Annotated in this window: 19 protein-coding genes and 1 pseudogene; 10 read left to right on the top strand and 10 right to left on the bottom strand. The window is 69.1% G+C overall.

Annotation, left to right across the window (positions count from 1 at the left end):
• On the top strand, positions 1-619 hold a 619-nt coding region (locus tag D7Y21_RS30165), incomplete at its 5' end, for a molybdenum metabolism regulator (protein ID WP_121717253.1).
• A gap of 29 nt (positions 620-648) precedes the next feature.
• Here D7Y21_RS30165 and D7Y21_RS30160 read toward each other — a convergent pair.
• Positions 649-1482 carry a hypothetical protein gene (locus D7Y21_RS30160; protein ID WP_233591848.1) on the bottom strand — a complete coding sequence of 278 codons (834 nt, stop codon included), beginning with the start codon at positions 1480-1482 and terminating at the stop codon, positions 649-651.
• 151 nt (positions 1483-1633) lie between these two features.
• Here D7Y21_RS30160 and D7Y21_RS30155 point away from each other — a divergent pair, with 151 nt between their 5' ends.
• From D7Y21_RS30155 to D7Y21_RS30145, 3 genes are all read left to right on the top strand, one after another.
• On the top strand, positions 1634-2824 hold the full coding sequence (locus D7Y21_RS30155; protein ID WP_121717243.1) for a substrate-binding domain-containing protein: 1191 nt from the start codon (positions 1634-1636) through the stop codon (positions 2822-2824).
• 113 nt (positions 2825-2937) lie between these two features.
• Positions 2938-3582 (top strand): Isoquinoline 1-oxidoreductase subunit, encoded by a 645-nt coding sequence (locus D7Y21_RS30150; RefSeq protein ID WP_121717241.1) that lies wholly within the window; start codon positions 2938-2940, stop codon positions 3580-3582.
• A gap of 113 nt (positions 3583-3695) precedes the next feature.
• Entirely contained in the window at positions 3696-4217 is a 522-nt protein-coding gene (locus tag D7Y21_RS30145; protein ID WP_147469414.1) for a hypothetical protein, read from the top strand.
• A gap of 78 nt (positions 4218-4295) precedes the next feature.
• Here D7Y21_RS30145 and D7Y21_RS30140 read toward each other — a convergent pair whose 3' ends face one another.
• The 7 genes from D7Y21_RS30140 to D7Y21_RS30110 all read right to left on the bottom strand — a co-directional run bounded on the left by D7Y21_RS30140 (position 4296) and on the right by D7Y21_RS30110 (position 10980).
• A complete protein-coding gene (locus D7Y21_RS30140) occupies positions 4296-6518 on the bottom strand; it encodes a molybdopterin cofactor-binding domain-containing protein (protein ID WP_121717237.1) in 2223 nt (740 codons plus the stop codon).
• On the bottom strand, positions 6515-6982 hold the full coding sequence (locus D7Y21_RS30135; protein WP_120566251.1) for a (2Fe-2S)-binding protein: 468 nt from the start codon (positions 6980-6982) through the stop codon (positions 6515-6517). Before D7Y21_RS30135 ends, D7Y21_RS30140 begins: the two co-directional genes overlap by 4 nt.
• Before the next feature lie 104 nt (positions 6983-7086).
• Positions 7087-7332 (bottom strand): FruA-associating protein, FapA, encoded by a 246-nt coding sequence (locus D7Y21_RS30130; RefSeq protein ID WP_120566252.1) that lies wholly within the window; start codon positions 7330-7332, stop codon positions 7087-7089.
• Between the two features lie 165 nt (positions 7333-7497).
• Positions 7498-8379 carry an aldo/keto reductase gene (locus D7Y21_RS30125; protein ID WP_120566253.1) on the bottom strand — a complete coding sequence of 294 codons (882 nt, stop codon included), beginning with the start codon at positions 8377-8379 and terminating at the stop codon, positions 7498-7500.
• Positions 8376-9185, bottom strand: coding sequence for a hypothetical protein (locus tag D7Y21_RS30120; protein ID WP_121717235.1), 810 nt, complete (start codon positions 9183-9185; stop codon positions 8376-8378). The genes D7Y21_RS30125 and D7Y21_RS30120 overlap by 4 nt, the downstream gene beginning before the upstream one ends.
• Before the next feature lie 91 nt (positions 9186-9276).
• Positions 9277-9723, bottom strand: a complete 447-nt coding sequence (locus tag D7Y21_RS30115; protein ID WP_120566255.1) for a Spy/CpxP family protein refolding chaperone — start codon at positions 9721-9723, stop codon at positions 9277-9279.
• Between the two features lie 108 nt (positions 9724-9831).
• Positions 9832-10980: a serine hydrolase gene (locus D7Y21_RS30110; RefSeq protein ID WP_233612335.1), complete on the bottom strand. Its 1149-nt coding sequence runs from the start codon at positions 10978-10980 to the stop codon at positions 9832-9834.
• Positions 10981-11261: 281 nt separating this feature from the next.
• Here D7Y21_RS30110 and D7Y21_RS30105 point away from each other — a divergent pair, with 281 nt between their 5' ends.
• Complete coding sequence (locus D7Y21_RS30105; RefSeq protein ID WP_121717233.1) at positions 11262-14375, top strand: hypothetical protein; 3114 nt, start codon at positions 11262-11264, stop codon at positions 14373-14375.
• A 71-nt stretch (positions 14376-14446) separates the two neighbouring features.
• On the opposite strand, the gene D7Y21_RS30100 is transcribed toward D7Y21_RS30105, so the two are convergent.
• The gene (locus D7Y21_RS30100; protein ID WP_158627377.1) at positions 14447-15373 is read right to left on the bottom strand and encodes an MBL fold metallo-hydrolase; all 927 of its coding nucleotides are present in this window, start codon (positions 15371-15373) and stop codon (positions 14447-14449) included.
• 183 nt (positions 15374-15556) lie between these two features.
• Between D7Y21_RS30100 and D7Y21_RS30095 the strand changes: the two genes are divergently transcribed.
• From D7Y21_RS30095 to D7Y21_RS30075, 5 genes and pseudogenes are all read left to right on the top strand, one after another.
• On the top strand, positions 15557-16183 hold the full coding sequence (locus D7Y21_RS30095) for a hypothetical protein (protein WP_233612333.1): 627 nt from the start codon (positions 15557-15559) through the stop codon (positions 16181-16183).
• A gap of 258 nt (positions 16184-16441) precedes the next feature.
• A pseudogene (locus D7Y21_RS30090) lies at positions 16442-17185 on the top strand (hypothetical protein); the annotation flags it as partial.
• Positions 17186-17693: 508 nt separating this feature from the next.
• Complete coding sequence (locus D7Y21_RS30085; protein WP_233612334.1) at positions 17694-18725, top strand: DUF2380 domain-containing protein; 1032 nt, start codon at positions 17694-17696, stop codon at positions 18723-18725.
• Positions 18722-19192, top strand: coding sequence for an NUDIX hydrolase (locus D7Y21_RS30080; protein ID WP_121717227.1), 471 nt, complete (start codon positions 18722-18724; stop codon positions 19190-19192). The genes D7Y21_RS30085 and D7Y21_RS30080 overlap by 4 nt, the downstream gene beginning before the upstream one ends.
• Positions 19193-19396: 204 nt before the next feature.
• Entirely contained in the window at positions 19397-20314 is a 918-nt protein-coding gene (locus D7Y21_RS30075; RefSeq protein ID WP_158627376.1) for a CPBP family intramembrane glutamic endopeptidase, read from the top strand.
• Positions 20315-20319: 5 nt separating this feature from the next.
• Here the strand turns inward: D7Y21_RS30075 and D7Y21_RS30070 are convergent.
• Positions 20320-22174: sulfatase (locus tag D7Y21_RS30070; protein WP_121717225.1), on the bottom strand; the 1855-nt coding region annotated here is incomplete at its 5' end.

Raw genomic sequence — 22174 nt, 5'->3', positions numbered from 1 at the left:
CGCCGCCCCTCCGCCCCCCGCGCTCGTGCTGCCGCGCCGCGTGGTCGCCGCCACGCCTGGCCCTGAGGCCGTGACCGCCGCCGCGTCCGCGCTCGCGCTGCTCCAGTCGAAGCTCAAGGGCCCCAGCTGGAAGGTGACGAGGCTCTCACGCAAGGCCCGCCACGCGCTCCGCGCCCTGGGCGGCGTGGACCCCGCGGCGCACCCGGCCCTGGCCGCGCCCTTCACCGCGCTGATGGCGCACGTGGTGGGGCCCAAGGCGGAAGGACGGCTGCCGGTGCGCCACGCGCTGGGCCTCTTGTCCCAGGTGGACGTGGCCGCCTTCCAGCGCGCGGCGGAGATGTGGAAGGCCGCGCCCGCGGGCTCGGTGCCGGCGGGCGTGGCCGCCGCGCGGACGCTCAACGACCCGGAGCTGGCGCTGCGCGTGACGGCGCTCCTCTCCGAGCGCCCCGACCTGCGCGACGGCTCCGAGGACGCCTGGACGAAGCGCTGGACCGTGCTCAAGCCGCACGTGGAGGCCCACCTGTCCGGCGTGGGCCAGTCGCTCGCCGCCTTCGTGGGCGGCGTGGACGCGGGGGGCGACGCGCACCTGTCCAAGCGGCTCGCCCGGCTGGGAGCGTGACGGCGGAGGCCCGCGCGTCACGCCCCTGCTTACGGGGCGCTTTCCGCCGCGCTGCCACCCGCGGACGCCGCGGGCTTCTGGAGGGTGGCGGCCGTGGGCTCGCGGTCCATCTCCTCCTCGGGGTAGGCCTGCGCCGCGTCCAGGTACTTCTTCGCCTGCACCCGGCGGCGCTCCGCCTTCGACAGCCCCTCGGGGCTCAGCAGCGCGGGGTCCGCGCCGCCGGACTTCTCCACGACGTGGCCGTCGCAGAAGAACCACTCGGTGCGCCCGTCCGGCGACACGCGCGCGAAGAAGAGGTCCGGCTGGCCCACCTTCGAGGGCTTCGGGCACCACGTCTCGCGGGCCTTCGCCTCGCGCTCCGCGCCCTGCTCGCGCCACTGCTTCTGCGCTTCGCGCAGCGCCGCGGCCGCTTGAATCCGGGGCCCCAGCTCCATCCGCTCCCGCGTCTCCGTCAGCAGCTCCCCGCCGCGCCGGGCCAGGTCCGGGAACGCGCCCGCGCGCCGGAAGTCGCAGGTCTTCAGCGCCTGGAGGTTGTTCTCGTGCACCTTCAGCACCGGGGGCAGCGTGCGCAGGCCCTCCTCCAGCAGCGCCAGGTGCTTCGCGTGCTCCAGCGCCTTCGGGTCCAGGGCCTGCTCCGTCTCCTTGACGAAGCGGGCCAGCAGGCCGTTCACCGCGGTCAGCTCGTCCTGGAACCAGCGCGGCTCCGCGTCGCAGGGGCTCGCCTTCGCCCCCGTGTAGTCCCGGTACTCCGCCCGGGACATGCCCAGCGCGTAGTGCTGGACGGGCGGGGCCTGCTTCGCCGCGCAGCCCCCGAACACCGCTCCCAGTCCCAGGAGCGCGATGCTTCGTGCCAGTGTCATCATCCGGCCCATTCTGCCAGTCCTATGAGGACAAACAAACTGGCGGGACGGTTCCTGGAAGGGGAGCGGCCGGGGGAGAGGCTGTGAGTGACAGGGTTGTGACAAAAGCGCCGGTGGGCTTTCCGGGACCGCGACCCGGGGTACGAGGGGGAGCATGAAGCCCCGGGCTCTCCTCGTCATTGGCATGCTGGCCGCGTTGCTGGGGGTGTTCTACCTGCTGGCGGCCCCGATGGCGCCCCGCCCGGGGACGCCGGAGCCGGAGTCCACCGTGCTGCCGTCGCGGCGGCGGGTGACGGACATCACGTTCCTCTACAGCACGGAGAAGCGCGCGTGGGTGGAGGCGGCGCTCGCGGAGTTCGAGCGGACGCATCCGCGGGTGCGGGTGACGCTGGTGGGGCGGGGTTCGCTGGAGGCGGCGCAGGCCATCCTGGAAGGGCGGGAGAAGCCCACGGTGTGGAGTCCGGCGGACAGCGCGGAGTTGCGCATGCTCGCGGCGGACTGGGCGACGGACGCCTCGCACGGGCCGCTGTTCGCCACGCAGGGAGACGCCGCGCCGCATCCGCTGGTGATTACGCCGCTCGTGTTCGTGGGCTGGCAGGACCGGATGGAGGTGTTGCGCAAGGCGGGTGGAGGCGCGGCCCTGTCGTGGAAGACGCTCCAGCGCGCGGTGGCGAGCGACCGGGGCTGGCCCGCGGTGGGAGGTCCGCCGGAGTGGGGCTTCGTGAAGCTGGGCCACACGGACCCCCGGAAGTCCAACTCCGGCCTGCAGGCGCTCCTGTCCGCGACGCTGGAGTACCTGGGCCGGCGCGAGGGCGTGAAGGAAGGGGACCTGCTGGATCCGGGCTATCAGGCCTGGCTCCAGGGACTGGAGCGGGGCGTGACGCGCTTCGAGCCGTCCACGGGCACGTTCATGACGGACCTGGTGCGCTACGGGCCGTCCCGCTACGACCTGGCGCTGGTGTACGAGAGCCTGGCCATCGCGCAGCTGGACCACGCGCAGGGCCGGTGGGGGCCGCTGCGGGTGGACTATCCGCCGGTGACGCTGTGGAGCGACCATCCGGCGGCGGTGCTCCAGGCGGACTGGGTGACGCCCGAGCAGCGCGAGGCGGCGCTGGAGTGGGTGGCCTTTCTGCGCAGCCCGGAGGTGCAGGCCCGCGCGTTGGCGTTCGGCTTCCGGCCGGCGGATCCGTCCGTGCCGCTGAAGACGCCGGATGCGAACAACCCCTTCACGCGGCTGGCGGCGCACGGCATCCGCGTGGACGTGCCGCCCGCGGCGGACGTGCCGGACGCGTCCGTGCTGCGCACGCTGTTGGATTTGTGGACGCGCATGGGCGTGGGGCGCTGAGGGCCGCACGCAGGAGCCGCCTCCCGGCGGCGGCGTTCCGAGTCCGGAAGGTGGACACTCGGCGGGGGCCAGAATGGCTGGCCCCTGTCGTCCCATGTCACGCTTCCCCGCGCATGCGAAGCCACCGCGCGGTCCTCCTGCTGTCGTGTGCCGTCGCCGCGCTCACGGGCTGCCGGAGCGCGACGCGGTCGCCTGATGCTGAAGTCCTCGTTGCTCCGGGAGCGCTGCGGCCCGTGGCGTCCTTCGCGCGCATCGAGGACACGCAGGCGCGCTCCGTGGCGCTCTTCGTGGAAGCAGGAAGGGTGATTGCCCATCCGCGCTGCACCAACTGCCACCCGCCGGACGGGCGGCCCCGGCAGGGCATGTCCCAGCAGGCGCATGTCCCGGCGGTGGTGGGCGGCGAGGATGGCCACGGCGCGCCCGGACTGCCCTGCACGGCCTGTCATCAGGCGACGAACACGCCCACGGTGGGCGCCACCGTGGCCAGCATCCCGGGCAATCCCAAGTGGGCCCTGGCCCCGGTGGAGATGGCGTGGGTGGGGCGCTCGCTGGGCGAAATCTGCGAGCAGCTCAAGGACCCGAAGCGCAACGGCGGCAAGGACCTGGCCGCCATCCAGCACCACATGGCGGAGGACGTGCTCGTGGGCTGGGGCTGGAACCCGGGCCCCGGACGCGAGCCGGTGCCCGGGACGCAGGCGGAGTTCGGCGCGCTCATCCAGGCCTGGGTGGACACCGGCGCCCACTGCCCGAAGCCCTGATGGACAGGGTGACACTCCCGTCATGGCGCGGCTGAGCGGGCACTCACAAAAATGGAACCAGCGTGTCAGGAAAATAGGCCTCAAGCGTCGCTTGCGCACTGGAGGTGGTTCACATGGGTATCAAACTGAGTGGTAGCGATGGAGTGAGTGTAGAGATTCCTGAGGGCGGTACCGGGCTGCAGGGAAGCGACGGCCGGATGGTCGCGATCCCGAAGGGCGGTACCGGGCTGCAGGGAAGCGACGGCCGGATGGTCGCGATCCCGAAGGGCGGTACCGGGCTGCAGGGAAGCGACGGCCGGATGGTCGCGATCCCGAAGGGCGGTACCGGGCTGCAGGGAAGCGACGGCCGGATGGTCGCGATCCCGAAGGGCGGTACCGGGCTGCAGGGAAGCGACGGCCGGATGGTCGCGATCCCGAAGGGCGGTACCGGGCTGCAGGGAAGCGACGGCCGGATGGTCGCGATCCCGAAGGGCGGTACCGGGCTGCAGGGAAGCGACGGCCGGATGGTCGCGATCCCGAAGGGCGGTACCGGGCTGCAGGGGCCGGACGGTCGGATGGTGGCAGTTCCGGCGGGACGGCTGACGACGACATCACCCTCTGGTCGCCTGAAGCTGGTTCCGATGCGGAAGCGCTAAGTCCATAGGAATTGATAGAAGTCCCCAGCTGCTGTTGCGGCTGGCGTCACGCTCCCAAGCGCCCGACGCCAGCCGCTTCTAGTTTCTAGCTGCCTCTTGTCTCAGGGCCTTCAGTCGCTCCGCGGTGAGGGGCAGGTCCCGCACGCGCAGGCCCGTGGCGTCGAACACGGCGTTGGCGAGCGCCGCGGCTGAAGGACCCTGGCTCGCTTCCCCCGCGCCGAGGAACGGCTCCTCCGGCCGGTCGATGAGCTGCACATCCACGGACGGCGCTTCAGAGAAGGTGAGAATGGGATAGCCCTCCCAGTCGCGAGACAGGATGCGCCGCGAGTCGAATCGCACGGCCTCCTTCAGACTCCAGCTCAGCGATTGGATGAGCCCGCCCTCCAACTGGTTGGCCAGTCCATCCGGGTTGACCACCTCGCCCGCGTCGGCGGCGAGGACGGCGCGCACCATGCGCGGCACGAGTGTGTCCGGAGGCACGACGACCTCCAGGCACACCGCACAGTACGCCGCCAGGTTCTTGTACCGGGCGAAGGCGAGCCCGCGTCCGTGATGCGGCTTGCGCTGGTATCGCTCCCAGCCGAACCGCTCCGTCGCGCGGACGATGACTGCCTTTGCCCGGTCATCGCGAAGCTGCCGGAGCCGGAACGCGGCGGGATCCACGTTCGCGGCGTGCGCCAGTTCGTCCATGAAAGACTCGATGGAGAAGACGTTCGCGTAGGCACCCAGGCCGCGCATGGACGACACGCGCAGGGGCATCGCCGTTACGAAGTGCGTCGTCACGGCCTGCCCCGGAAAGGCATACAGCGGGATGGCGTTGCGGTCGGCGGAGTAGTTCGGCGGCCCGCCGTTCCTGGGTGTCGGCTGGGCGAAGGGCTTCGCCAGCGAACGGCCCGCGAGCAGGTTGCCAGGAACGCCCCCGGGTCGTGTCCCATGCGACATGGACCACAGCGCGTAATCCCAGTCGAGCACGTCCCCGTTCGCGTCCACGCCCGCGCGCACCCGAGTCACCATGGCGGAGCCATAGGGCTCGTTCGTGTGTTCGTCCTCGCGCGACCACTGCACGCGCACCGCGCGGCCGGGCAGGGCGCGGGCCAGCAGCGCGGCGTCCGCCGCCACGTCGTCCGCGCCGTTGTGGCCGTAGCAACCGGAGCCGTCCTGATGCCGGCAGTGCACCTGTTCCTTCGTCAGTCCGAGCATCTTCGCCAGGGCCTCGGCCGTCTCGAAGACGCTCTGGCTGTGGGTGTGCACCGTCATCGTGGCGCCGTCCCACTCCGCCACCGCGCAGGATGGACCGATGGACGCGTGCATCTGATACGGCCGGCGATAGGTGGCCTCCAGCGTGCGCGCGGGCGCGACGTCGGTGGGGCGCTCCACGGAGTGGATGACCGTGTCTTGCGTGCGCTGTGCCAGCAACCACGCATGTGGATCCTCGGGCAGGGGGGCGCCGTCCTTCCAGCGCGCGGCGGCGGCCAGCGCGGCGGCGGCCTGCACCGCCTGCCATTCACGCGTGGCGATGACGCCCAGGAAGCTTCCGTCCCGCACCACCTTGAGCACGCCGGGCATCGCGGCCACCGGCGTGGAGTCCACCGCCACCAGTGATGCACCCGGCGTGGGCGCGCGCACCACGCGGCCGTGCACCAGCGTGTCGGATCGCAGGTCCTGGACGAAGCGCGCTTCCCCCACCACCTTCGCGGGCAGGTCCATCCGGGGAAGGGACCGGCCCACCTGCTTGCGTTGCGCGGCGGGCTTGGGCGCGACGGTCCCGGTGGCCTCGCGCTGGAGTCGCTTTCCTCCCACGAGCTCCCAGTAGGTGACGCGCGCGCGTCCGCCCGTGTCCCGCAGCGTGCCGTCCCGGACGGTGAGCCGCGTCGCCGGGACGCGCAGCTTCTTCGCGGCCATGTCCACCAGCAGCGCGCGCACCTCCGCGGAGGCCTGCCGCACCGCCGCGCCGCCATTGGGAATGGACATGCTCCCGGCCGTGGGACCTTCAGGAGGACAGAGGCGAGTGTCCCCGGACACGACGCGCAACCGAGACGGTTCGACGTCCAGCTCCTCCGCGCACAATTGTCCCAGCGCGGTGAGGATGCCCTGGCCCAGCTCCACCTTGCCCGTCATCAACGTGACGACGCCGTCCTCGCCGATGCGGATCCACGCATCCAGCCCGGGCGTGCGCGCCAGGTCCTGGGGCAGGCCGTTCTTCTGCCCGGGCGCGGCCCACGCGACCCCCGGCCCCGCGAGCGCGAAGGCCATCACCAGCGAGCCCTTCAACACCGAGCGACGGGAGACCGGAGCGCTCATTCCGCCAGCTCCGCCGCCGCGCGCTGGACCGCGCGCACGATGCGGTTGTGCGAGCCGCACCGGCACAGGTTCGCATCCAGCGCGGTGCGGATGTCCGCCTCGGTGGGCGAGGGCCTCCGGCGCAGGAGTCCCGCCGCGGAGAGGATCATCCCCGGGATGCAGTACGCGCACTGTCCGGCCTGCTCCGTGAGGAACGCGCGCTGGAGCGCGTGCAGCGTGCCGTCCGGAGCGCGCAGCCCCTCCACCGTGGTGACCTCCCGTCCCTGGAGCGACACCGCGGGCACGACGCAGGAGCGCACCGGCACCCCGTCGCGCAGCACGGTGCACGCACCGCACTGGCCCACGCCGCAGCCGTACTTCGCACCGTTGAGCCGCAGCGTGTCGCGCAGCACGTAGAGAAGGGGGATGTCCTCCTCCTCGTCGATGACGTGGGATGCTCCGTTGACGTTCAGCGTGAAGGCCATCCGCGGGCTCCTCCAGGGGAGGTGCGGAAGGCTAGCAGCCCCGCTCAGTGGCTCCGGAAAAGGCGGACACCGAACGTCCGCCTCCCATCAACACCGCGCGGCTCCTACCGCACCAGCGTCACGAACTCGGAGACGCGCAGGGCCCAGGCCTCCGCGGAGTCCAGCTCCGAGCGGGCATCGCAGTAGCGGTCGAACGACGCCTCCGAACCGTCCCGCGCGAAGAGGGCCGCGTTGAAGTCCTTCTGCGCCGTGGTGAGCCACTGGCTCGCGCGCATGCGCAACCAGTTGACCACCTGCGGGGTGGGCTCCACCTGGTTCAGATCCAGCGAGGTGGGGTGCAGCTCCACCATTTCTCCATCCTTCTCAGACTCTGGCATCACGTTCATGGACCGGATGGTTGCCATGGCCCCCAGGCTGAGCACCCGACCCGGATGGACGAGACAAACGTCGGTAGTGAGCAGTTGCCGACGCTGAAATCTTCGCTGAAGGACGGAACGTCAGACTGGCGGGCTGCGTCAGATGACGCCATCCCACCCGGTGTCATTGCGGCGGAAGGCGTCGCGGATGGCCTGAACGGTGGGCTCGGGGAGGGGCCCCTGCTCCAGGGTGCGTGCGTTGGCGCGCAGGTTGTCCAGCCGCGTGGTGCCCACGATGCAGGTGGCCACGCCCGGCGCGAACGCGGTGAAGCGCAGCGCCAGCTCCGGCCAGTCCAGGCCGTCCGTCTGGAGGGCCATGCGCTGCATCCGTTCCCAGTACTCGCCCACGTCGTGCGCGTAGGGGCGCCCCGGGAAGCGCCATGGCGCATTGGCCAGGGGCCGCTTGGCGATGACGCCCACGCCGCGCTCGAGGGCCTTCGCCACGCCATGGTCCAGCGAGCGCTGGTCGAAGAGGTTCACGGACGTCTGCACCACGGCGAACGCACCCGTCTCCAGCGCGGCGTCCAGGCCGGCGTTGTCGCCCGAGTACGCGGCGGCGCGCACCTTGCCCGCCTCCACCGCGCGGGTGAGCGCTTCGATGAGCCCCGGGCGGTGGAGCACGTCCGGAGGACACGAGTGGAAGTGCAGCACGTCCAGCACGTCCGTGCGCAGGCGCTGGAGGGCCAGGTCCACGCCGCGCGTGATGCACTCGGGCGTCCAGTCCTCCACGCCGGGCACGCCGTAGCCGCACTTGGTGGACAGCACGAACTCGCGGCGGCGCGCACCGAGGAACCGGCCAATCCGCTCCTCGGACACGCCGTAGCTGGGCGCGGTGTCGATGAGGGTGATGCCCGCGTCCAGCACGCCGTTGAGGAGCGCCTCCGCGTCCGCATCGCTCAGCGCTTCACTGCCCACGGGCCCCGCGCCGAAGCCGAGCGCGGACACGGTAAGGCCACTCTTCCCCAGGGGACGTTGAATCATCGGGTGGGGCCCTCTCCACGCGCGGCCAGGTCGATGAAGCCGCGGATCCAGATGAGGTTCACGGCGTCGCAATCATCCTGCGACGTGGGCGTGGTGGTCTCCAGCGCGGCGGTGTACGGCACGCCCTGGCGCATGTACCAGTCGGTGACGCTGCCGTCGTGGAAGACGATGAGGCCGTGCTCGTCGGCGTAGGCGTTGTCATCCACCTTGCGGCTCTTCACCACGGTTGCATGCGCGGCGGCGGCCTCCTGCATGGGGTGATACGCGGCCTTGTCCCCGAAGACGTACGCGTACGTGGCGACGCCGCCCAGGTAGTTGTCCTGGTGGATGTCGAGCGCGGCGTCCGGAGCGGGGAAGCGCGCTAGGTCCGTGCGCACCGCGCGCGTCTCCTTGGGGCCGCCGTCGTACAGGGCCCAGCGGAGGATGGACGGGTCGCCCACGAGCTCGCCGCGCCACTCGCCGGGGGCGACCTCGTAGCGCATGAAGTCGTTGTTGGGCTTCTCACCGCTGCGGTTGTAGCGGGTGCCGTCCTCGAAGCCGGAGGGGTTGATGCAGGGGTAGACGCGCAGGCCCACGCCCTTGGACTTCGCGTACGCGACGATGTCCGGCAGGTGCTTCGCGAGCGTCAGCGGGCCGGCGGGCTCCTCCCCATGGAAGCCGGACGTGATGACGAGCCAGCGGTCGCCCGGGACGATGAGGCGGAAGAGGGGATAGTCGCGCCCCCCTTCCTGTACCTGGCCGTATTCAGAGAGCTCCCCCAGGGAGGCGTGGGAGCGGATGCGTCGAGCGTAGTCGGTGTAATCCACCGTCCGACCATAACCGCGTGCGTCATTCCTGCCCACGAAGGTTCACGGCGATACACGGAATGTGTCATGCGCCGCGCACCGTGGGAGGGCGTTACTTCTCGCCGGTGCGCTCGCGGAACTCGCTGGCGAGCGTCTGGCGCTGGGCGGGAGTGAGCGTGCGGTGGACTTCGAGCACGGCATCCACCGCCTTGTGGGCGAAGGCGCGAGCGGCGTCGATGCGCGCGTCCACCAGCGAGTGGAGCTTCGCGGCGTCGGGCGCGTCGGACGTCAGCTGGGTGACGGCCTCGGTGCGCACGGCCTGCTGCCCTTCCATGAGGGACTGGCCTTCGTTGAGGAGGCGGTCCTTCACTGCGTGGATGGAGGAGCGCTGCGCTTCGGTGGCGTTGAGGTCATCCAGCTTGTCGTCCAGCTTCCAGGTGACCATCTGGTTGATGCGAGCCGGGTCGGGCGTGCCGCGGTGATGGCGGCCCCAGCCGAAACCGGTGAGCAGGGTGACGGCGACGACGGCGGTACCGGCGATGACGAGCGTCTTCTTCATGGCGTGCGGCTCCAGGAGTGGGGGTGTCGTTTCCCGCTGCTTGACTGGAACCAATATGGAAGCCGCCGGTTGCGGTGGTTTGAGCTGGCGGTGAAGAAGTGTGAAGGCTCAGCGGCCATCCCAGAACGCCATGTCGCCGTACTCCCAATCCCAGGGCACCCCGGCTTCACCCAACACGAAGCGCACCAGGTGGGGATAGGCGGGCTCGGCGCGGACGTCGTTGCTCAGGATGAGCACGCAGCGGCGTCCACGCGGCAGGCACACGAGGGTGTTGGCGGTGCTGTCGTTGTGGCCGTTCTTGAAGAACCCACGTCCCTGCGGGCCGTCGAACACCACCACGCCAAGGCCTGCCGCCAGGTCCTTGCGCCGTGACTCCGGCGGCAGTTCGTCCTGGAGGGTAGGGAACTGGCTTCGGGTGGTGATGGGCAGTTGCGGCGAGGTCATCCGGGCGAAGGTTTCCGGCGACAGGCCCTCACCACTCACCAGCGCGGCGGCGAAGCGCGACAGGTCATCGAGCGTGGTGTCCATGGAACCGGCCGCGCGCACCCTGCTGCGTTCGTCGTGCGGTTCCACACTGCCGTCGAGCTTCCAGCCGTCGGCCAGGTTCTGTTCGAAGTCCGGTCGCCACATCATGCTGGTCGTGCGCATGCCGAAGCGGTCGAACACGCGCCGTTGCATCTCCGCGCCCACGTCCAGCCCGAGCCCGCGTTCGAGCACGAACTGCATCAGGATGATGCCGTCGCCTGAGTACGCAAAGCGGCTGCCCGGAGCGAAGTGGATGCGCAGCCTCTCGTCGGGTTCGAGGAAGCCGAAGTTGGCGAAGCCAGGGCTGTGGGTGAGCAGCACGCGAGGAGTGATGTCCCGCCAGCGTTCGTCACCGGCCAGATGGGACCAGGTCGAATAGCGGTTCTCGTCCGGGTAGTCGGGCAGCGGCTTGTCCAGGTACTTCGAGATGGAGGTGTCGAGGTCGATGCGCTTCTCGTCCGCCAGCTGCATCACGACGTACGCGAAGACCGTCTTGGTGATGGACGCGCCGTACATCACCGTATCAGTGCGCAGCGGTTCGCCTTTCGCATCACGGGAACCATAGGCCCGGGTCGCTACGACACGACCGTTGTCGATGACCGCGATGGCCAGCCCCTTCGCGCCAGTCGCGGACATCGCGCGAGCCGCTTCCGCATCCAGCGCGGCCACGTCGGGAACGGGCGGCGACTCACGAACCGCCGACGTCGTCGCACAGCCGCTGGCAAGCAACACACACAGGCTCCAGGCACGTAGGGTGTTCCGCAATCGGCTCTCCTCCAGCGCGAAACATCCGCGAAGCAGGAAGCGTACTACGTGCCCGAGTGCGACTCCCCGCATCCGGGGGAACGCATTCGCGTCCGCGCTGAACGCGGACGTCGCGGCGCTGAGCAAGAAACTCCGGGCGTTCCCTGGGAGGGGGCTCGCCTCTTCGGCTGGCCCTCCGGTTGCTAGCTGGAGTCCCCGGAGCCCGCATCCCCTATCCGAGCTCTCCCCCACGACAGGATGGAACCGCCGTGCCCAACTCTTCCTCACCGTCGACTCCGCAGGTCCCTCTCATCCCCCCTACCACTGAGGTCATCAGCATCCCTGTCGCCGGGCCGCTCGACGTCTCCGGCGACAATGGCGAGTTCCGCCTCATCCAGACCGGCTCCTCCCTGGCCCTGGTCGGAGTCGACGATGACAAGAAGCTCCAGGGCTACTTCAGCGCGTCGACCATCGCCTACCTCAGCCGCCCCCAGGGGAATCCGAAACGATTGGACCCCTGGACCCACTTCACCATCGAGAAGGACTCCACGCAGTCCTCCCTAGCCTTCCTGACCCAGAAGCGCATTGGCGTGGTCGCGAACCGCGACCTCGTCTACATCTTCTGGATCGACACCACGAACAACCTCCTGTGCGCGACGCGGGTCTCCCCCGGCTCCACTCGCTCCACGACGGACTGGTGCCAGGTCTCGCTGCCCTCCACGACGGCGGGAGGCAGCGCGACCCCCGTGAAGATCCTCGCCCACGGCGTATCTGCGTGCGCCGGCAAGGGCGCGACGGAAATCCTGCTCAACTACCTCGTCTGGGATTCCACGCACAACCAGCTGCAGGTCTGGCACCTCGTCCTGGACACGGGTGATTACAATCCGTTCACCAATAACTGGGTTTCCAAGATCCCGTCCTGGTTCGTGACGGCCCCCGTCACCAGTCCCACCCAGACGTCCTCGAACCTTTCGCATCTCGACGTCCGCACCATCCTCGTCACCCAGCCGGGAGCCACCGCCACCGACGCTCCCGTCAACTGCGTCATCGCGGCGTTGTGGGATGAAACCCATACCAACACGACCACCTTCTCCTGGACGCTGGACGCCGCGTGCCACGCCAACGTCAGCGCTTCGCCGCCGGCGCCGATGCTCCTCAACTGGCCCAACTCGACCAGGAGCCGCAAGGCCCTGGGGACGAGCCTGACCGTGGATCCCGCTGGACGACTGGTCGCCCTGTTCGCCGACGGCAACAAGAGCAACGCGATCTCCATCGCCGTGATTCAAGACATCCTGCCCCTGCGCCAGCTCAATGCGTCGGTCGCCGCGCCTGTCTGGAAGGAGTACGGCAAGATATTCACGAGCACGGAAGAGGACACGATGGGTCCTCTCTCGATGTTCTTCTCGGTCGGCGCCATCCCCGAAGCGTCGAGCCAGGACGCAACCACCCTCCCCATCATCCTGGGGATGGTGTGGGTCCGCGAGGCTTCCAGCTCGATCGGTTCGCCCATCCAGATGTCCTCCCTGAAGTATGGCGACTTCAAGATGCAGACCGCCCTCCACCCGCCGAAGCAGGAGAACGCGGGCAAGCGTCTGCTCACGTCGGTATGCGACCCGTTCCCCATGCCCATCCCGGCGCCGGAGGTCTGGGGAAATTCCAGCCCCGACGGCATGGCCGACTGGAACATGTTTGATTACGAGATGAACACGACCCAGGAAGACGTGGTCTTGAATGAGATCAACTTCTCCGCGACCCTGGGATTCCAGACCTCCTCGAGGGCGACCGCCTCCGTGGCCGCGTTCGATGGCCTCAAGGCGGGCGGGAGCTTCGGCCTCTCCGTGAAGGCCGGAGGCTCGGGGCGCTTCGCCTGGCAGGACGGCAAGTTCACGGCCCAGAGCATCAAGGTGCAGACGAAGGCCTACCGGCATCCCTACTACCCGCTCAGCGACGCGTCTCCCTACCTGGTCCGGCCCTACGGGTGCTACTTCGGGCGGTCGCTGTTCTGGCTGCGTTCCCAATACGGCACGGCGGCGAACCTCGCCTTCAACCAGAACACCTCGTTCACTCCGGCGCCGTTGATCGTGGCCCACTGGCCCGTCGTCTCGAAGGACGCGGATGAAACCGCGGCGGGTGACTTCTTCAGCTACGCGTGCACGCCCGGCGTGGTCGACTCCTACACCGAGGCGGCAATCAACGCCCGGATGTTCAACCTGTATACCGAGTGCGTGAACAGGCTGGCGGCCGCCGGCAAGACACCGGCGGAGATCCAGCAGATCTTCACGGCTCCAGACGGAACCGACCTCAGCCAGTTCTACAAAGGCAACAACTACGTCGCCGCCGTCGTCGCGAAGTACGGCACGGAGACCAACATCAATGGCCAGAAGTACCTCAAGTTCGCCATGAGCGGCGGCTCGGTCTGCGACGGCCAGTACCGGGTGTCGAACAGCGAGACCTCGGGCTTCGGCGTCCACCTGGATGTCAACGCCTATGCCGGCTTCGTTCAGGAAGTGGAGGTCGGGACCCCGGGCCTCTCTGCCTCCGGAGAGACGTACATCGGAGGGTCGCTTGACTTCTCCTTCTCGTTCCAGCGCGACTCGACGAGCACCACGTCGAGCGGCGTCGGCGTCTACACCTACCTGAATACGCTGGCGCCGACGCAATCCCTGTCGGCGCGGCTGTACATCCTCAAGGAGGCGTATCTGTGGGCGCTCGAGCTGAAGTACTTCCCGGCCATCGCGCGTGATTGGTACCTCCAGGCCCTGGCCACCGCGAAGCAGCAGGGGGAGTTCACCTCTCCGGCGGAGGAGCCGAACCTGGCCATGCTGGCTGGCACCACGTCGGCGGACAACCTCCTGCTCTACGAGCAGTCGCTGCCCACGCGCTTCATGTTCGTCGTCACGGGCTGGGACCAGGGGCCGCAGCCCTACACGCCCATCAACGTGCCCAGGGACCTGCCCGGTGGATACGACATCGCCACCTTCAACGTCGGCGTTCCGGATGGCTCCACCTTCAAGCTGCCGGGGCCCTGCGACGTGGCCTACGGAGCGAACGGCCACTTCCGCTTCATCCCGGGTGTGACGGGCAGCATCACCTTCAACGCGGCGACCTTCGGGGATCCGCAGTCCGGTGGCGCGAACGTGGGCTACTACCGGCAGGTCGGCTACCCCAACCGCTCGGCGTACAACGTCCAGCAGGACTTCACCCGGGTCTGCGGCGAGGGCCAGACGTATGCCCTGGGCGATACGCCGACGACGGTGGCGTTCGGAACCGACACGCTCTGGAACGTGGTCGGTGGGCTGACAGGGACCGTCAGCGCCTCGGATCCCACGTTCGGAGATCCGGCGCGCGGGAAGGGCAAGGAGCTTCGGATCCTGTCGAAGTAACAGGACGGAGGGCCCCCGGTGGCGGCGTCGTCACCGGGTTGGCCGTTCCAAAGCCAGCCCAAGCCAATGGCTCAGAGCAGCCCGTCCAGGATGAGCCCACGGCGCTGGTAGTCCTGCATCTGCGCGCCGTCGTGGGCCACTACCGGGTGCAGCTCGGGCGCGGTGCGCAGCAGGTCGTGCAGCCACCGCAGCTGGTGTGCCATCGCCTGTGCATCCTCGCCGCCCAGCCAGTTGGTGAGCCGCGGGTGCATCCTCGGGAGCCGGATGTTGTCCTGGTGCCAGGCCACGTCGCCGACGAGCAGGAACTCGCGCCCGTCGACGAGCCGCACGTACACCAGCTGGGTGCCGGGCGTGTGGCCCGGGGCCTTGATGAGGACCACGCCGGGGCGCAGCAGGTGCAGGCGCTCGTACTGGAGCGGAGTGAGCCGGGCGCGCAGCTCCGCGGTGAAGCCGGCTTCCTCCGCGAGCGGGCTTCGCAGTTGTTCGTCCGTGAGGTGGACCTTGCTCGCCACCTCGTCCAGGTATGGCGAGTGCGCGATGCCCGCGCAGTGGTCGAAGTGCTCGTGGGTGACGACCGTCGCGTCCGCGCGGCGCAGCGCCTCCTGGACCCGGGTGTAGGCCGCGGCGTCGAACTCCGAGCCGGGGAACTGGTCCTGCTGTGTCTTCTCGTCGCTCACGACGTCCACGAGCACCGTGCGGCCGTCGGCATAGACGACCTGGTACGCGTTGAAGTCGAAGGAGATATCTCCGAAGCCGCTGCCGGCCACCACGAGCGCGTGGGGCACTCCGGAGGCCCGGCCCACGTGCTGGCTGCGCAATCCGATGGGGAGCGGCGCGCCGGTGGAGACGGCCAGAGCCCGGATGGCGCCCAGGTCGGCGTCGAAGCGCGAGGTCTCCGGTATGTTCACGTCGCTCAGTCCCACGGCCGCGACGACGACCAACACCAGCAACAGGGCCGCGACAGCCAGGCCCACGCGACGCCACAGGGTCCGCTTCATGGCCGGCATCTTGCCGACTCCCGCCGTCGCCCTGCGTGAAATCTCGGCGGTGTGCGCACCGGCTCACGGCAGCTTCTTCCGGGGACCCTGAAGGCGCCATACCCCGGGAGAGGTAAAGACAGCCAACGTCCATCTGGACATCCTGCGCCCCGAACACGGACCTCTTGGGGGCGTCAAACAGGCATGAAGATTCATCGGATGTTGGTAGTGGTCGCGGGACTGTTCCTGGCGGGTTGCGGCGGCGGTGACGACCCGGGGGAGGACAACACGCCTCCGGTGACGTGCTCCGCGGCGAACTGCACGGGCTGCTGTTTCAACAACACCTGCCAGACCGGAAACACCGCCTCCGCGTGTGGCAAGGCCGGGGCCGCGTGCAAGGCGTGCGACGCGGCCCAGGTCTGCAAGACAGAACAGACGTGTGGTGCGGATCCGGCGGGTGTCTGGCTCGTCCAGCCCACGTCCGCTCAAATCACGGCCAGCAACAATGGCACGGCCTGGGATGCGGATGGCTCCGCGCCGGATGTCTTCGTAGAGATGCTCTGCCCGGGGGCGACGGCGGCCTCCTTCACGCCGGAAGTGGAGAGCTATACGCCCGCGTGGACTTCGGGCGGTTGTACCGCCACGGCGGGTCGCCTGCTCGCGGAGCGCTGGGCCTTCCGTGTCTGGGACAGTGATCTCAGCGTCAACGACACCATCACCGGTGTCCTCCTGTATCAGTTCCGGGAGGAGGACCTCTCCGCGGGCCGTGTCACGCTCCAGCCTTCGGGGGGAATGATGTCCATCACCCTCGGCGTGCGGAAGCAACCGTAGGGGCGCGAACCGAAACATGCCCGGGGCCTCCGGTGATGGCTGCGTCACCGGGGTTCAAGCGGCCCACGGTGCCTCGAACCTCGCCTCCCTCCATGCCCTTGGGCGTGCACCTTCGTCCAGATAGGCCGAACTGTCGGACTCGGCGGCTATGACGGGATTCTGCACTCCGTGCCGGAGTGCATGCAGGAGGTGCGAGCGATGGGCAACCGCTGGAGGGCGGTGCTTTGGCTGGGGCTCCTTTGCACGCGAGGAGCTGTCATGGCTTCGCCTGACTCCGGGGCTGCTGTCCCCCAGGAGCCATCCCGCTCCTGGTCATCACTGGCACGGCTGGAGGTGGCGCCGCTCGTGCTCCTTCCGCGCTCAGGCGGCGGTGAGGCCGAAGGCTTTGTCCAACTGGAGCCCACGCTCATCATCGACGGCGGTCCGGAGTGGGGTCTCAACCTCGGCGCACCGGTCAGATTGAGAGCGTGGGGAAGTACGGGCCTCGTGAGGAGGGAGGACTGGGACAACCTCTCCGACTTCGGGCTGGTGGTGCGCGGCCTCAAGCTGGGTTCGAACAACGCGCCCGTAGGCGTCTGGCTTGGCGCGCTGGAGTCCTACAGCCTGCTGTCAGCGCACCTCGTGCGGCGCTACTCCAACCGAAGCAATCCCGACTACCACCCAGCGGGCGGCTTCCTCACCGGGACACTGGGCCCCCTCTACATGCAGGCGTTCGCCTCGGATGTGCTGGGTGCACGCCTCATGGGGGCGGAAGTCGCGCTGGACATGGAGCATGTCCTCTTCGGCCAGCCCCGCGAGCCGGGCCGCTACACGCTGGCCCTCTCCGCCGTGCATGACTGGGGACGGGCAGGAGGACATGCGCCCTCGGTGACACTGGCGCATCTGGATGGCACGGCCGTGGTGGTGGTGCGGCCGGGCTTCGAGGCGCATCTGACCGCGGGTTGGGGTGGACGGCCCGGTGAGGGCGGCGCATGGGGCGCGGTGGTGGGCGTGGGCGCGGATGATGCGCGCTGACGCCCTGGTGCTGGCCCTGGTACTGCTGGCCACGGGATGCGCCTCCGTGCCGCAAGAGCCTGCGCATGGCCGAAGAAGCTTGAGTTACTCGCCACGTGAGACCTCATCATCAGCGTGGGCGGATAATCCGAGCGATGAGCCCCCGCGTGCCTGGAAATCCCTCCCGCACGCTCTTGCCGGATCCGAGCAACGACTCCTGCGCCGCCAGCAGCCTCGCGATGACGTGACAGCAGTTGGAGACAGCAGCAGGAAGGGAGCTATTGGAGGCGCGGCTCGGAGCGCTGCATTGACGCGGAAGGCAGTCCTCGACTCCACGGACGAAGTGAAAAGTTCCCTGAGGGGTGTCGAAGCCGCGTTCTCCAAACTGGCGGCCCGTCCTCCTGACCTCGGGGGATGGGGCCTTACTGGCGACATCTTCACGCGTTTCCTCGACCAGGGCTCCAAGCAGGTGAAGTGGCTTCATGGTGCGTTGGGGAGCGCCACCGCGTTGACGACCGTGGCCTCGGAAGTCGGCGACACGGACATGGAGTTGGGCCTTTTGCGCATGACGGGGCCGAAGCTCCAGGCGGCGCAGTTCGGAACGCTCCTGCTGGCCGCCTGGGTGGACTTCCTGCACCTCGGAGACGCCGTACTTCGAAACTGCCCCATGTGCAGCGCCGAGAAGCTCTTCGTGGACCTGCATCGCGTGCAGGGGCTGATGGAGCCCACGCTCACGGACCTCGCCTCACTGGACCCGGAGCGGGTGGAGGCGGCGACGACCGCGATGCCCGAGTTGATGGGAAAGCTGACGCGCGAGTTCGACACGCTCCAGCGAGAAACCCGCGAGACCATGAAGTTTGGCGGGCAGGTCATCGCGGCGATGCAGGCGGTGGAGATGGTCACGATGATCTCCACGATGAAGATGGCCATGCCACGCGTGCCGCCCTCGGCCCCTGTGACGCTGGGCGTGGGCCGCGTGATGAGCTCCGGTGGAGTCATGGTGGGCTCGCGGATGGTGGTCTCCGCGGAGTGGGTGGAGATGATGCGAAGGCTCGTGCAGGCGGGCGTCATCTCCGTTCCCGCCGCCGGCGCGGCCGTCCTGATTCAAGGCGGACAGGTCACGATGGCCCAGGCGCACCAGGACCTGCCCAAGGGCGTGCGCGACGCGCTGGGGGACAGCCCCGAAGTGCGCGGCATGCAGGTGAAGGGCAGAGCGGGGGCGGGCATGTCGGATGCGCCCAAGCACCATGTGCTGCCGCAGGAACACCGCGAGTGGTTCGAGCAGCGCGGCTTCAAGGGCGACATGGACATCGACCAGTTCTGCGTCCGACTGGAGCAGGCCCATCACGAAGCGATTCACGGTGGAGGGAACTGGAAGCTGGGGCGCATGTGGCCCGGAGAGTGGAACCTGATGATCATGGAGACCCTGTTGGATGCCGAGGTTGAAGCTGGACGAATGTTGACGCGGAATCAGGTCCTGGACATCGTCGGGGAGCGTATGAAGGTCTACAGAGTCCCGATCACGTTCACGAAAGGGAGGAGCCGATGACCGACGGACGTTCATGGCGGGATAATTGGAAGGCCCGCTTGTATGAGCGCGTCCGTGAGCGGGGCTACGACTCACTCACTGCCTTTGCCGAGGCCCGACCCACCGTATCGTTGGTGGCGCTGGCCGAGGAGCTGGGTCCTGACGACGTTGCCGGAATTCAGGTGTACGATGGGTTGGTAGCCGAGGCAGTGCGAAGCAAGCAGGTGACCCGCTTGGTGCGCGGACAACTCGTGCGCGAGCTATGGGGTAGCATCCCTGAGGGTTGGCCAGCCGTGTTGGATGACGACAACCGCTTCAAGGTCGCCAAGGCTCTAGGCCTTTGGTCAGGCATCGTCCCAGAAACTCATAAGCAGAGGGTTAGACTGGCCAGGGAGGCACTTCGCACCAATCCCCCGCCTTCGGGCTGGCGTCCGCTCGGCCCCGACGACGAGTTGCTCCGTACGCTTCTCCCCGATGAGGAAGCCTGACCGAAAGCGGTAGCCCTTCGCGCCGGTGAAGGCTTGGCGGCGGCCCGTCGCTGGCGCAGCCTGTGGAAACGCAATAGGCCGAGACCGTCGTCGCGTCGCGAATGTGGCCGTCGCGGACCGAGGCCTTGATCCCCCGACAGCTTGATCTTCACGGTGATGCGGTCCTGCTCCTCTCCTTCGAACCAGGGCGCTACCATCGCCGCCATGGATTCACCTTCCGACCTATCCGCCACCTCCAGTTCGCCGGTCCCCACGTCGCCGCCGCGCGTGTGGACGGTCCTGGTTGCGTTCGCGCTCCTGGTGACGGCCATCGTCGTCGGGGGCGTCATTTCCGCCAGCATCGCGATGGCGATGGAGATGCTCCGCTCGGGAGTGAGCCCGCAGGACACTGGAGCCATCCAGGCCCTGACTGAGAAACTCAAGTTGATGCCCTGGCTGATGGTCGCGGCCGTGATGACGTCCAGTTGCTTGGGGTTGGTCGCTGCGCTCCTGGGCGGGTTCTTGTCCCCCACGCCGTTGAAGCAGCGGCTGCGCCTGGACGCGGGAACGCCGATACCTGCTTGGGCCTGGGTGGCCGCGCTGGTGGGCTGCTTCACGATGGGGCAGGCGATGGAGAGCCTGTCGATGCTCGCGGGCGTATGGAATTACGCGGCGTCGCTGAAGGGGCTGCAGGCCGCGAGCCAGGGCTCGTTCGTGACCTTCGCGGCGTTGCTGTTCTTCGGCGCGCTGCTGGCGGGCACCGCGGAAGAGCTCTTCTTCCGGGGCTACGTGCAGACGCGGCTCGCAGAACGCTGGGGACGCACGGCGGGCATCGCGGGCGCAGCCACGCTCTTTGGCATCCTGCACTTCGACCCCATCCACAGCCCCATGGCCCTGATGATGGGCCTGTTCCTGGGCTGGCTCGCGGAGCGCACGGGAAGCCTGCGGCTGCCCATCTTCGTCCACGTCTTCAACAACCTGACGTCGTTCCTGCTGTCTCGCTATGCGCCGTCCACCACGGAGCTGCCGGCCTCCGTCCACGTGACGCTGCTGGGGGTGTGCTCACTGGCGTTCGTGGGAACAGTGATGGCGTTGCGGCGGATGGATGCCCGTTCTCCAGAGTCCGTGCTCGCCGGGCCCTGAAGCCCTCAGGGGCCCAAGGCACCGCGAGCCTCACCGGCGGCATCCGGCAGCTCCGCCGCGAGCTTCGCCCTCAGCGTCGCCACGATGTCCGGATGGTCCCCGGCCACGTCCCGCAGCTCCGACGGATCCGACACCGTGTCGAAGAGCTGCACGCGCACCCCATCCGGCGTGGGCAGCTCCAGCAACTTCCACCGGCCCAGATACAACCCCCGGTGCCGCGCCCGGCGCACCGGGCCCTCCCACTCCGGCTTTAGGGCAATCTCCCCCGTGTCGCCCTCCACCATCGCAATCTCATAGATCCACGGATATGGCATGCGCACCGTCTGGTACGGCTGACCATCCCTGTCGCTGAACCAGACATCCGTTTCAATCAACGCGGGCACATCCGGTAGCTGCTTGGGCTCCGGCCCCGGTCGCGCGAGCGGCGCCAACGAGCGCCCCCGGAACGACTCCGGCGCGGGCACGCCCAGCAGGTCCAACACCGTCGGCGCCACGTCCAACGAGCGCGCCCGCTGCGTCACCTCCCGCCCGGATGCCACCTGCCCGGGCATCCGCACCACGAACGGGATGCGCAGCCCCGCGCTGCCCCACAGGTGGTCGCCGTGGCCCTGACCCAGCCCCTCGTCCTCCAGGTGCTCGCCATGGTCCGACACCAGCACGACCAGCGTGTCGTCCCACCGCCCCTGCCGCTCCAGGTCCGCACGCACGTTCCCCACGAGCCCATCAAACGTGCGCACCCCCGCGTCGTAGTTCGCCCCCAGCGCCGCGACGTCCTCCGGCGTGGTCGCGGGCGCATCCGGATCCACCTCCATCCGAGGCGTCGCACCGAACCGCCACGGCCCCCGATACCCCCGCTCCACGTACTTGCCCTCCAGCGGCCACGGCGCGGCGTACGGGAAGTGCGTGGACGACGCGAACACCACGAGCGCGAACGGCGCGTCCTCCGGCAGCCCGTCCAGTACATGCCGGACCCGCGTGCGCAGCGGGGCAGGGTCCGTCAGCTCCGGGAACTCGCCCCGTTCCTTGAACAGCCCCGGCGCCAGCGCCGTCCACGGCAGCAGTGCCACGTGGGTGATGAGCATCCGCTGCCGCACCAGGTCCGGGAAGCGGAAGTCCGGCGCGGACACCCGCTGGAAGCCATACGGAAACCGCGAGAAGTGGTCCCCCGCGTAGTCCGTCACCACCGCCGTGCGGTACCCCTGCGCCTCCAGCGCTGTCGCCAGCGTGGTGAGCTTCGTCTCACGCGCCTCGCGCCCCACCAGCGTGTGCACCACCGGGTGCTCGCCCGCGTACTGCGACGTGAGCAGCGTCGTCCATGACGGCGCCGTGCGCGGCACCTGCACCACCGTGTCGTTGAAGCGCGTGCCCTCCTCCATCAGCCGGTCGATGTTCGGCGACGTGGACCGCGAGTAGCCGTTGCCCGACAGGTGGTCCGGCCGCAGCCCGTCCGACGCCAGGATGAGCAGGTTCGGCCGCGCAGGCACGGTGGGCTCCGGACCCTGTTCCGTCCGCGCCAGTCCCAGCCCCGTGAAGCCCGCCACCGCCGCCGCGGCCGTCACGCCGCCCAGCACGCCGCGCCAGCGGGTCGACTCCGCCAGCCACCGTCCCACCACCGCCAGCACGCTCATCACCGGCAGCACCAACGCCGCGAACGTCCAACCCGACGGCTGCGTGCCGCTCAGCCCCCGCAGCAGCGCCGCCGTCACCTCCGAGCGCTCGTACAGCGTCGCCGCGTACAGGTGCGGATGCCTCGCCATGTCCCCCGCAACCAGGAAGCCCTCCACCACCAGGCACCCCAGGCCGCTCAGCCAGAACACCGCGCGCCGGCTGCGCTCCGCCGCCCACAGCCCGGCCCCCAAG

This window comes from Corallococcus sp. AB045, from assembly GCF_003668895.1.
Classification (GTDB): Bacteria; Myxococcota; Myxococcia; order Myxococcales; family Myxococcaceae; genus Corallococcus; species Corallococcus coralloides.
Note: the sequence above shows the minus strand (reverse complement) of the source record. Positions and strands in the feature narration are given on the sequence as shown.